A 10,943-nucleotide genomic window follows, 5' to 3' on the forward strand; every position below is an offset into this window, starting at 1 on the left:
TATTCAGCCTGCGTGCTCGGTGCGCAGCGCCTCGACGTACTGACGGCCCTTGTAGGTGCCGCAGGTCGGGCACGCAGCGTGCGACAGCTTGTCGCCCTTGCACTGCGGGCAGGTCGTGAGGTTCGCGGCGGTGGTCTTCCACTGCGAACGACGCGCACGGGTGTTGCTGCGCGACATCTTGCGCTTCGGAACAGCCACGGCTAGCTCTCTTTCGTCTCGTCGGACACGCTCGGATCCTCGAGCATGCTCTGTAGTGCCGACCACCGGGGATCGACAATGTCGTGCGAGTGATCAGGATCCTCAGCCAGACGTGCTCCGCACTCGGAGCACAGGCCCTGGCAATCGGGCTGACACAACGGTCTGAATGGTAGTGCAGTGACGACGGAATCCCGAAGCGCGGGCTCGAGATCGATCAGGTCGCCCTCGAGCTCGTACACCTCGTCCTCGTCGTCACCGGACTCTGCCGCAGCCTTTGCACGCTCGGGATACACGAACAGCTCCTGGATGTCCGCGACGACGTCAGCCGTCACCGGTTCCAAGCACCGCACGCACTCCCCGACCGCCTGGGCCTGGGCAGTCCCTGTCACCAGGACCCCGTCCATCACCGACTCGAGCCGGACGTCCAGCTCGAGGTCAGCGCCTTCAGGGATGCCGATCACGACGGTACCGAGGTCTGCCGGAGCCTTGACCGAGCGAGTCACTTCACGCATCGATCCGGGACGCCGACCGAGCTCGTAGGTGTCGAGCACAAGAGGCGAGCGCGAGTCGAGAGTGATGGGTTCCTCCACGGGTTCTCAGCGACCCGAGCGGGCCACCAGGTGTTCAAGATCACAACGCGCACGTCAGTCCCGCAAGAACCAGGGGGATCTCAGGGAGATGAACGTGCACCTCGGCCCCAGCCGATGACAGGCAGGACCAACGGACCATCTTACGGCATGACAGAACCGCCGTCGAACCTCACGAACTGACCCGGATCGGACAGGTGTTCCGGACCCCGCGCGCGGGGCACGCGCGCCGTGCCGCCGACGGGCCAGCTCCTACTCCCCCGAGCCGTCGCCGCCCTGGAGCTCGCCCATGCGCTGGGCGAGCTTGGCCCGCCCGGCGTGCACCTGCGCCATGATCTTGCCCAGGTCCACCTCGAACTCGGCGAGACGGCGGTCGCAGTAGTCGTCGGCGTCGACCCGCAGCTCCGCGGCGGTCCGCTCGGCGTCCTCGACGATCGCGTGGGCCCGCGACTCGGCCTGCACCACGACCTGCTCCTTCTGGACCAGCTCGATCGCGCGGGCGCGCGCCGTCGTGAGGATGTCCTCGGCCTGCTTGGTGGCCTCCGCGAGCACCGCGTTGGCCTCCGCGAGCACCTCGTCGGCGTGCGCGAGCTGCTCGGGCAGCGCGTGGCGCATCTCGTCGACGAGGGCCAGGGCGTCGGCCTTGTGGACCAGGACCGACGACGACATGGGCATGGCCCGAGCCGTCTCGACCAGGTGGGCCAGGTCGTCGAGGATCACGTGGAGCCCGGCCTCGGTCTGCGCCTCGTCCTCGGTCTGGGCGAGCGGGTGGTCGTTCATCGGCCTGTTCCTTCCGTGGTGGGGGTCGCCTGCCGCGCCTGCCGCGACTGCTCCGTCGCGGACGTCGAGCCGGCCGCGCGGTCCGCGAGCGCCCGGCGCACGAGGTCGCCCACGCCCGCCGGCACGAGGTCGTCGACGGGGCCGCCGAAGCGGGCCACGTCCTTGACGAGCGAGGACGCGACGTGGGCGAGGGCGGGGTCGCCCGGGACGAACACGGTCTCGACGCCCACGAGGTGACGGTTCATGAGGGCCATGGGCAGCTCGGCGTCGAAGTCCGCGCCTCCGCGCAGGCCCTTGACGACGGCCACGGCTCCGACCTCGCGGCAGAAGTCCACGAGGAGACCGGGGACGATCGCGACGCGCACGTCCTCGAGGCCCGGGCTCGCGTCGAGCGCGGCGCGGGCGATCTCGACGCGCTGCTCGGCGCTCAGGAGCGCGGACTTGGACGAGTTGCGGGCGACCCCCAGGACGACCTCGTCGAACAAGGACCGCGCTCGGCGGACGATGTCGAGGTGGCCGAGGGTGAGGGGGTCGAACGACCCCGGGCAGACGGCGATGGTCACCTCGCCACGGTAGTACACGGGCCCCGAGAATCCGGGCAGGCCGGGGCTCGCCGCGGGCCGCGCCAGGCCGCGCGCGGAGCCCGGGCGCGGCAGGATGGGTGCCATGTCTCCCCAGTCCGGTCCCGTCGTCGTCCCCCTCCGCTCGGTCGAGCAGCTCACGCAGCTCTACCGGGACGTGCTGAGCCCGTCGTTCCCTCCGGCGGAGCTGGTCTCGCTCTCGTCGTTCCTCGCGGACCACGCGGCAGGGCACCTGGAGTCGTTGGGGGTCGTCGAGGTGCCCGAGGGCGCCGCTCCCCCGAGCGGACCGGGTGCGGCCGGGCCGGGGCCCGGTGGGGCGGGCACGGCGGACGGCAGGCCGGACGAGGCACCTTCCGGGCGTGTGGTGGCCGGCGTCGTCGGCTCGTGGTCGGCCGAGGCGCGGGTCCTGCTCGTGCAGTACCTGGCGATCGCGCCGGGGCGGCGCGGGGGCGGGATCGGCGCGGCCCTGCTCGGGGCGGCCGTGGCCGCGTGGCTGACGAACCTGCGCCCGGCCATGGTGCTGGGCGAGGTCGAGCACCCGGACTTCCACTCGGCGAGCGAGGCGCACGGCGACCCCGAGGCGCGGCTGCGGTTCTACGCGCGCCACGGCGGACGGGTCCTGGCGGTGCCGTACTTCCAGCCCGGCAACGCTCCCGGCGCCGAACGCGTGCCCGCGCTGCTGCTCATGACGCTCGCGACCGAGGACCCCACGGCGACGAGCGTGCCCGCGGCCCCGCTGCGCACGTTCCTGCGCGAGTACTTCGTGGACAGCGAGGGCAGCCTCGCGGACGACGAGCCCACGCGCGCGCTGCTGGCCTCGGTCGCAGGAGAGCGCGTCGAGCTGGTCGCGGCCGACGAGCTGGACCGCGTCCCGGTGGGGCTGCTCGACGAGGCGTCGCTGCGCGCGCCCGCTGCCCCGTCCGGCCTGTAGGTTCCTCAGGACCTGGGCAGGTCCCTCAGGACGCGTCGCCCGCAGCCTCCCCGGCCTCGGCCGCGGCCGGACCCGCGTAGTACACGGCCGTCTCGCCGTAGTCCTTGCGGGCGAGCAGCTCCCATCCTGCGGGCCACTGCGGCTCGGGGCTGCGCGTCGAGCGCTCCACGACCACGACCGCGTCCTCGACGAGCGCCGACGTCACCGAGAGCTGCCGCAGGAGCTCGGCGACCACTGCCTCCGCGAGGTCGTAGGGAGGGTCGATGAAGACGACGTCCCACGTGGTCGCCGGCGGCGACAGGACGAACTTCTCGGCCTTGTCCTGGACGACCTGCACGTTCGTCAGGCCGAGGGTCTTCACGTTGGCCCGGCAGACCTCCGCGGCGGCGCGCGCGGCGTCGACCAGCACGACCTTCTGCGCGCCGCGCGAGGCGGCCTCCAGGCCCAGGGCCCCTGACCCCGCGTACAGGTCCAGGACATAGGCCCCCTCGAGGACCCCGTAGTGCTCGAGCCGCGAGAAGATCGCCTCGCGCACCCGGTCGCTCGTGGGGCGCGTGCCCTTGGGGGGCACCTGCAGGCTGCGTCCACCGACCGTCCCGGCCACGATCCTCGTCATGCGGGACAGCCTAGACGGGCCGGCCCGGGGCCCGGCTACGACCGTTCGAGGAACTCCTCGCGCTCGGGGTCGAGCCTGCTCGCGATCGCGGCCCGCAGCTCGGGGTGGTGCTCGAGGTCAGGGTCGGCGGCGATCACCTCGGCCGCGTCCGCGCGCGCCTGCTCGATCACCGCGACGTCCTTGACGACGCGCAGCAGCCGCAGCGAGCTCGCCTTGCCGGACTGAGCAGCGCCCAGCACGTCGCCCTCGCTGCGGAGCTCGAGGTCGACCGTCGCGAGGCGGAAGCCGTCGGTGGTCTCGGCCATGGTCTCGACCCGGACGGCCGCGGGCGTGCCGGGCTCGACGGTCGAGACGAGCAGGCACAACCCCGGCGCGGAGCCACGGCCCACGCGGCCGCGGAGCTGGTGGAGCTGCGAGAGGCCGAACCGGTCGGCGTCGAACACGACCATCACGGTGGCCTCGGGCACGTCGACGCCGACCTCGACCACGGTCGTGGAGACCAGCACCTGCACCGCACCGGACGCGAAGTCGGCCATGGCCTTCTCCTTGTCCGCCGGCGGCATCTGCCCGTGCAGGACGCCGACCGAGAGGCCGCGCAGCGCGGGCACGCGCGCGAGCTCCTCGGCGACCTCGAGCACCGCGCGCAGCGGCGGCCGGTCCGACCCGGTGCCGGTCCCGTCGAGGTCGAGGAAGTCGGGCACCTCGTCGAAGTCGTCGGTCCTGGTCCTCCTCCTCGCGGCCACCTTGCCCTCCCCCGCGGCGTCGGGACCTGCGTCCGGGGCCGGGACCTCGGCGTCGGGGTGGATCCGGGCGCACACCACGTAGGCGCGGTGGCCGGCGTCGACCTCCTCGCGCACGCGCTGCCACGTCCGGTTCATCCACGCCTCGTTGTCCGCGGGGACCACGTGCGTCGTGATGCCCGCCCGCCCGGCCGGGATCTCGGTGAGCGAGGACGTCTCGAGGTCGCCGAACACCGTCATGGCGACCGTGCGCGGGATGGGGGTCGCGGTCATGACGAGCAGGTGAGGGCTCGTGCGGGCCTTGGCCCGGAGCGCGTCGCGCTGCTCCACGCCGAACCGGTGCTGCTCGTCGACCACGACCAGCCCGAGGTCCGCGAACTGCACGTTCTCGCTCAGCAGCGCGTGCGTCCCGACGACGATCCCCGCGCGTCCGCTCGCGGCGTCGAGCAGCGCGGACTTCTTGGCGGCGGCCCCCAGGGATCCCGTGAGGAGCGCGACACGCGTGCCGTGGTCGGCCCCACCCAGCATGCCTCCCTCGGCGAGCGGCCCGAGCAGGGTCGCGAGCGTGCGGGCGTGCTGCGAGGCGAGCACCTCGGTGGGCGCCAGGAGAGCGGCCTGCCCCCCGGCGTCGACCACCTGGAGCATCGCGCGCAGCGCGACGACGGTCTTGCCCGAGCCGACCTCTCCCTGGAGCAGCCTCTGCATGGGCCGCGAGCGCGCAAGCTCTTCGGAGATCTCCGCGCCGATCTCACGCTGCCCGGCCGTGAGCGTGAACGGCAGGGACGCGTCGAAGTCCGCGAGGACGCTGGGCTCGCCCGGGGCGAGCAGCGGCCGGGCCGTCGCCTCCTCAGCCTCGGCCCGCGCGCGCCGCTGGGCGAGCGCGGCCTGGAGCACGAACGCCTCCTCGTAGCGCAGGCGGTCACGGCCGTGCTGCCACTGGCGCGTGTCGAACGGCTCGTGGACGTCCTTGAGCGCGGCGTGCCGCGACCCGAACCCGCGGGCCTCGCGGACCGTGGGAGGCAGCGGGTCCGGCACCTCGTCCTCGGTCAGCGGGTCCAGGACCTGGCGGACGGCCTTCTGGATCCGCCAGCTCGGGATCGCGGCGCTCGCCGGGTAGAGCGGGATGGGGCGACGGGCCTCGATGAGTGCGGACTCCTCGTCGTCGGCGTCGACCCCGATGATCAGGTAGTCCGGGTGCGTGAGCTGGCGCGCCCCGCGGTAGGCGCTCACGACGCCCGTGAACAGTCCCGTGCGCCCGGGCTGCAGACGGCTCTCGTGCGTCCGGAGCGCCCCGGTGCCCTTGGCGAAGAACGTCAGCGAGAGCCGGTGGACGCCGTCGGTGACCTCGGCCTGCATCATGGCCCCGCCCCGTGAGCGCATGGCACGTACGGTCGCCTGGACCACGCGCGCCATGATCGTCACGTGCTCCCCGAGCACGAGCCCGCCGAGGTCGGTGAGCCTGCCCGGGTCGCCGTAGCGGCGCGGGTAGTGGCCCAGCAGGTCACCCGTGGTCTCGAGGCCCAGCTTCGCGAGCGCGCCGGCGGTCCGCGGGCCGAGCACCTTGGCGAGCGGCTCGGCGAACCGGTCCACGGGTCCCGTGACGAGGTCCCCGGCCAGCACACGGGTGGCGGTCACGTGGTCCGGGGTCTCGGGCGTCAGGTCCTTGGTCATTCCGCTCCCAGCTCGAGGTCTGCGTGGTCGCGCCCGGAGTCGAGGACGACGACCTCGATGCCCGGGACGCGCTGGCGGGCGATGCCGACGACGACGTCGATCACGAGCGGGTCCACCCCGCGTCCCGGCATGATCGTGAGGACCTCGTCGTCCGGGCGCAGGAGGTCCTCGAGCGCGGGACGCACGAGCGAGCCGTCCGCCGCGACCTGGACGGCCCGGACGTCGGCGAGCGCGGCTCGCATCGCCTCGGCCTGGTCCTCCTCGACGAGCTGCGCCGCGGCGAGGGCCGCGACGACGTGCAGGTCCGTCGGGGCGTCGAGGACCTCGACGGCCTGCAGGTCGCCCGCTCCCGGCTCGACCCGCGACGCCGCCGCGCGGGCCGCGACCGCGGCCGCGGCGCTGCCCGGAAGCACCGTGACGAACCGGGCCGAGGTGTCCACCGCGACCCTCAGCACCTCCTCGGGCTCGGGGGCGCGGTCGGCCGCGAGCAGGACAACGGCCCCGCTGCGGGCCAGGTCCGGTACGAGCCCTGGCGCCGACGTGATGGCCACCACGCCGTGCGCGGGCACCTGCTGCTCGGGGTGGGGCGCGGCGGCCGACGGGTCCTCGTGCACGCCGCGCGCAGCGACCTGGGTCGCGAGGTGGCGCACGCAGACCTGGCGCAGCCCCGCACGTCCGGCGGCGACCTGTCGCGCCGCGGCGACCGCGCGCCCGGGGTCGTCCGTGTGCACGTGCGCCTGCCAGACGCCGTCGCCGACCACGACGACCGAGTCGCCGACCTCCTGGAGCGCGGTACGGAGAGCGGCTGCGAGGTCAGGGGCGTCCCTGCGGCCGTCCTGGACGGACTCCACGACGAACATGACCTCGAACTCGCCGTCGAGCCCCACGGCCGCGGGGTCGCCGCCGGTGAGCGCGGGCGACGGGCCGGCAGAGGGATCGGCGTGCCCGACGGCGAGGCCCGCCCTCGCCCGCGGGTCCACCGAGGCGTCGGTCGTCAGGGTCGCCATGGCGTCCATGGTGCCGCCGGCCACCGACAGCGTCGGGAGCGCTGGCAGCACCGGACCTGCCGGCACGTCCGACGCAGGCGAGCCGCCGTGACCCGGAACCACCACCGGGGCCCCGCCGAGGCGCGAGGTCTCGGTCACACCGGCCTCCAGACCGGCGCCGTCGAGCCCGTCCGCGCCCAGGACTCGGCACAGCGCGTCGAGCACGAGGACGAGCCCGTAGGCCCCCGCGTCTCGCACCCCGGCGCGCGAGAGGACCTCGAGCTCGCTGGGGCTGCGGAGCATGGCGCGGTGAGATCCGTCACGTGCCGCGACCACCACGCCGGTCAGGTCGGCGCCCGCGTCGGCCGCGGCGCGGGCCGCGGACGCCCCGCCGCTCGCGGCCGTGAGGATCGTCCCGGGCACGGGAGCGGCGACCGCCGCGTACGAGGCCCGAGCAGCGGCCTCGAACCGTGTCGCGACGCGCAGCGACCCCACGGGCTGGTCCGCGGACGTCACCGCGCCCGCGAAGCCGCGCAGGAACTCGCTGAGGATCACGCCCGAGTTCCCGCGCGCCCCGAGCAGCGCGCCCCGCGCGAAGGCGACCAGGACGGAGTCGGTGGGCTCGCCGTCGGGCAGGGCGGCCACGGCCCGCGCCCCCTCGGTGACCGTCAGGAGCATGTTGGTGCCGGTGTCCGCGTCCGCGACGGGGAAGACGTTCGCGCTGTCGATGCGCGCCCTGGCCTCCCCGAGCGTCCGGACCGTCTCGGTCACCCACGCCCGCACCACTGCGGGCTCGATGTGCTCCTTGCCGTCGGTCACGCTCGTGGGGCTCCTCGGTCCGGGGCGGCACGCGAGGGTGCCGAACCCCCGTCGAGCCTGCGATACTGTCCGGACCACCGTAGTCCGCCTCGCGCGCTGCCTCTTGCATGCGTTCGGGCCGGTTTGGGGTGGAGGGCGGCCATCGGCTACCCTATGGAGGTTGCCCGGACAGATCTGGGCGACCACGGACGCTCCCCGGCTTCTGCCGGTTCGGAGCGTTCACCCCACAGACCATTCACTACGTCGCCGCTGTCCTTCGCGGAGGCGTGCACGACGATCAGGAGAAATCGTGGCTGCCAACTGCGAAGTCTGCGGCAAGGGCCCGAGCTTCGGGCACAGCATCTCGCACTCGCACGTCCGTACGAAGCGTCGCTGGAACCCGAACATCCAGCGCGTCCGTGCCATCGTTTCGGGCACCCCGAAGCGCCTCAACGTGTGCACCTCGTGCCTGAAGGCCGGCAAGGTCGTCCGTCACGTCTGAGCCTTTCAGCTCGTTCCACGAAAGCCCGTCAGGACTCGTCCTGGCGGGCTTTCGTGTGTCCGGGGACGTTCGGTGCCCGACGGCGGGCCGCCCGGGTGGCGGGCAGCGTCCGCCCGCGGGGCGCCCGGCTCCTCAGTCCGGCCGGTCGGCAGCGCGTGACGTGGGCCGCGCCCGCACGTGCGCCCTCTCCCCCTGGGGGCCGTAGAGGACGAGCAGCTCGACCGGGTGCTCGTCGGCACTGAGGATCGCGTGCGGGGTGCGCGTGTCGAACTCGGCCGCCTCGCCCTCGCCGAGGACCAGGTCGTGCTCCCCGAGCAGGAGGCGCAGCCGCCCACCCAGGACGTACAGCCACTCGTAGCCCTCGTGCACCCTGGTCTCGGGCAGGACGTCCGAGGTCCTGCCGTGCAGGAGCTGCTTGTAGGCCTGGACGCCGCCCGGCCTGCGCGAGAGCGGCAGGAACGTGGAACCGTGCCGCTTGACCGGGCGCGCGTGGATCCGCGGGTCCCCCGTGGGCGGGGCGCCGACGAGCTCGTCGAGCGGCACCTCGTGCTCGCGGGCGAGCGGCAGGAGGAGCTCGAGCGTGGGGCGCCGCCCCCCGGACTCGAGCCGGGACAGCGTGCTCACCGAGATGCCCGTGCGGTCGGACAGCTCGGCGAGGGTCAGGTGACGCTGCCGACGCAGCGCGCGCAACCGTGGCCCGACGGCCTCGAGGGCTTCGGCGAAGGGATCGTCCATGGCGTCAAGTTTGCCACTTCGGCAAGAGGAATTGCCAGCAGGCGGCGGGGGTGCGGATGCTCGACGACGGAGGTGGTCACCGTGACCCGAGAGAACCCAGCGCCCGCCACGGGCGAGAGCACGCCGAGCAGCACCACGCCGGAGACCTACGACGTCGTGGTCGTGGGAGGTGGCGCGGCAGGCCTGAGCGGAGCCCTCACGCTCGCGCGGGCACGACGCAGCGTGCTCGTGATCGACGCCGGACGTCCCCGCAACGCACCGGCCGAGCACATGCACGGCTACCTGTCCCGCGACGGCGAGAACCCCGCCGCGCTCCTCGCGGCCGGGAGGGCCGAGGTCGCGGCCTACGGGGGCCGGATCTCCCAGGGCACGGCCGAGTCCGCGACGGCCCTGCCCGACGGCGGGTTCGAGGTCCTCACGACCGACGGCAGGGCCGTCCTGGCCCGTCGTCTGCTGGTCACCACGGGCCTCGTCGACGAGCTGCCCGACGTGCCCGGACTCGCCGACCGGTGGGGCAAGGACGTCCTGCACTGCCCGTACTGCCACGGCTGGGAGGTGCGCGACCAGGCCGTGGGCATTCTCGCGACGGGCCCGATGGCGGTCCACCAGGCGCAGATGTGGCGCCAGTGGAGCGACGACGTGACCCTCTTCCTCCACGGGTCGCCGGCCCCAGACGCCGAGACCCGTGCCGCCCTCGACGCGCGCGGCATCCGGGTGGCCGAAGGCCCGGTCGTGGGGCTCTCGCTCGACGCGGGCGTCCTGAGCGGCGTCCGGCTCGCGTCCGGAGACGTCGTCCCGTGCGCGGCGCTCGTCGTCGCTCCCCGCTTCACGGCCCGGTCCGCGGTCCTCGCGTCGCTCGGGGTCACGACCGAGGACCAGGTCGTCGACGGGGTGACGATCGGGACCTACGTGCCCTCCGACCCCCAGGGCGCGACCTCCGTCCCCGGTGTCAGGGTCGCGGGCAACGTCACGAACATCATGGCGCAGGTGGTCGCCGCGGCGGCGGCCGGCGTCCAGGCGGCAGCCGCGACCAACGGCGACCTGATCGCCGACGAGGTCCGGCAGGCGCTCGCCGCACGCACGACGTCCAGCGAGCACGCGGGGTGAAAGGCTGAGAGGATCGGCGGACGACGTGCGGGCACGCCCGCCGCTCCTCTCTCATCCCACCAGCACATCACCTTGGGGAGATTTGCTGAAGATCCGGACAAAGAGGTTTGGTGAAACTCCACGGAAGTGGCAGGATTTGGTCATGGTGACGGAACTCAACGAGGTAACGATCCGCACGGCAACTCCACAGGACGCGGCGTCGATCGCCCAGGTCCACATCGCCTCGTGGCGGGGTGCCTATGCCGGGATCGTCCCTGACGACTACCTCGCATCGCTCGACCACGACCAGCGCGAGGCAGCCTGGACGCAGAACCTCGCGAACTCCGGCGCCGACATCCTCCTGGCCGAGGCCGACGGGCGAGCCCTCGGGTTCGCGAGCCTCGGTCCCGCGCGCGACGAGGACGCCGAGTCCGGAGACCTCGAGGTCTACGCGATCTACCTCGACCCCGAGGCCTGGGGACGCGGCGTAGCCCGCGACCTCATGCGCACCATGCTGTCCAAGGTCCCGCCGCGCACCCCGGTCTCGCTGTGGGTCCTCAAGGACAACGAGCGCGCCCAGCACTTCTACCGCCGTCACGGGTTCGCACCGGACGGGGTCGAGCGTCGCGACGACATCGGCGGCCGTGACCTGACGCAGGTCCGCTTCCGCCGGACGGTCTGACCAGGCCCGCAGCACACCAGCTCCGCGTCGAGGGGGTCGCCCTCCAGGGC

At 73.5% G+C, this 10,943-nt stretch carries 12 protein-coding genes; 4 read left to right on the plus strand and 8 right to left on the minus strand.

Annotated elements, in window-relative coordinates; translation table 11 throughout:
* Positions 1-3: 3 nt before the first annotated feature.
* From rpmF to coaD, 4 genes are all read right to left on the minus strand, one after another.
* A complete protein-coding gene (rpmF, locus tag ACFWFR_RS03880) occupies positions 4-198 on the minus strand; it encodes a 50S ribosomal protein L32 (RefSeq protein ID WP_056648464.1) in 195 nt (64 codons plus the stop codon).
* Positions 199-200: 2 nt separating this feature from the next.
* Complete coding sequence (locus ACFWFR_RS03885; RefSeq protein ID WP_318244487.1) at positions 201-788, minus strand: DUF177 domain-containing protein; 588 nt, start codon at positions 786-788, stop codon at positions 201-203.
* Between the two features lie 249 nt (positions 789-1,037).
* Complete coding sequence (locus tag ACFWFR_RS03890; protein WP_191803116.1) at positions 1,038-1,565, minus strand: hypothetical protein; 528 nt, start codon at positions 1,563-1,565, stop codon at positions 1,038-1,040.
* Positions 1,562-2,128: a pantetheine-phosphate adenylyltransferase gene (coaD, locus tag ACFWFR_RS03895; RefSeq protein WP_377621320.1), complete on the minus strand. Its 567-nt coding sequence runs from the start codon at positions 2,126-2,128 to the stop codon at positions 1,562-1,564. Before coaD ends, ACFWFR_RS03890 begins: the two co-directional genes overlap by 4 nt.
* 103 nt (positions 2,129-2,231) lie before the next feature.
* On the opposite strand from coaD, the gene ACFWFR_RS03900 reads away from it, so the two are divergent.
* Complete coding sequence (locus ACFWFR_RS03900; protein ID WP_377621312.1) at positions 2,232-3,077, plus strand: hypothetical protein; 846 nt, start codon at positions 2,232-2,234, stop codon at positions 3,075-3,077.
* A gap of 25 nt (positions 3,078-3,102) precedes the next feature.
* On the opposite strand, the gene rsmD is transcribed toward ACFWFR_RS03900, so the two are convergent.
* From rsmD to ACFWFR_RS03915, 3 genes are read right to left on the minus strand one after another with little or no spacing between them, the layout of a single operon-like run.
* Entirely contained in the window at positions 3,103-3,693 is a 591-nt protein-coding gene (rsmD, locus tag ACFWFR_RS03905) for a 16S rRNA (guanine(966)-N(2))-methyltransferase RsmD (RefSeq protein ID WP_377615906.1), read from the minus strand.
* A 35-nt stretch (positions 3,694-3,728) separates the two neighbouring features.
* Positions 3,729-6,104 carry an ATP-dependent DNA helicase RecG gene (locus tag ACFWFR_RS03910; protein ID WP_377621314.1) on the minus strand — a complete coding sequence of 792 codons (2,376 nt, stop codon included), beginning with the start codon at positions 6,102-6,104 and terminating at the stop codon, positions 3,729-3,731.
* A complete protein-coding gene (locus ACFWFR_RS03915; RefSeq protein WP_377621316.1) occupies positions 6,101-7,909 on the minus strand; it encodes a DAK2 domain-containing protein in 1,809 nt (602 codons plus the stop codon). The genes ACFWFR_RS03910 and ACFWFR_RS03915 overlap by 4 nt, the downstream gene beginning before the upstream one ends.
* Positions 7,910-8,198: 289 nt before the next feature.
* Here ACFWFR_RS03915 and rpmB point away from each other — a divergent pair, with 289 nt between their 5' ends.
* Positions 8,199-8,390: a 50S ribosomal protein L28 gene (gene rpmB / locus ACFWFR_RS03920; RefSeq protein WP_056648452.1), complete on the plus strand. Its 192-nt coding sequence runs from the start codon at positions 8,199-8,201 to the stop codon at positions 8,388-8,390.
* Between the two features lie 132 nt (positions 8,391-8,522).
* On the opposite strand, the gene ACFWFR_RS03925 is transcribed toward rpmB, so the two are convergent.
* Positions 8,523-9,125 carry a helix-turn-helix domain-containing protein gene (locus ACFWFR_RS03925; RefSeq protein WP_377615909.1) on the minus strand — a complete coding sequence of 201 codons (603 nt, stop codon included), beginning with the start codon at positions 9,123-9,125 and terminating at the stop codon, positions 8,523-8,525.
* A gap of 81 nt (positions 9,126-9,206) precedes the next feature.
* Here ACFWFR_RS03925 and ACFWFR_RS03930 point away from each other — a divergent pair, with 81 nt between their 5' ends.
* Positions 9,207-10,232: an NAD(P)/FAD-dependent oxidoreductase gene (locus ACFWFR_RS03930; RefSeq protein WP_377621318.1), complete on the plus strand. Its 1,026-nt coding sequence runs from the start codon at positions 9,207-9,209 to the stop codon at positions 10,230-10,232.
* Between the two features lie 142 nt (positions 10,233-10,374).
* Positions 10,375-10,893, plus strand: a complete 519-nt coding sequence (locus ACFWFR_RS03935) for a GNAT family N-acetyltransferase (RefSeq protein ID WP_191803128.1) — start codon at positions 10,375-10,377, stop codon at positions 10,891-10,893.
* Positions 10,894-10,943 lie beyond the last annotated feature (50 nt).

Origin of the sequence: Oerskovia sp. NPDC060287 (genome assembly GCF_042726775.1) — a bacterium.
GTDB classification, from domain to species: domain Bacteria; phylum Actinomycetota; class Actinomycetes; order Actinomycetales; family Cellulomonadaceae; genus Oerskovia; species Oerskovia merdavium.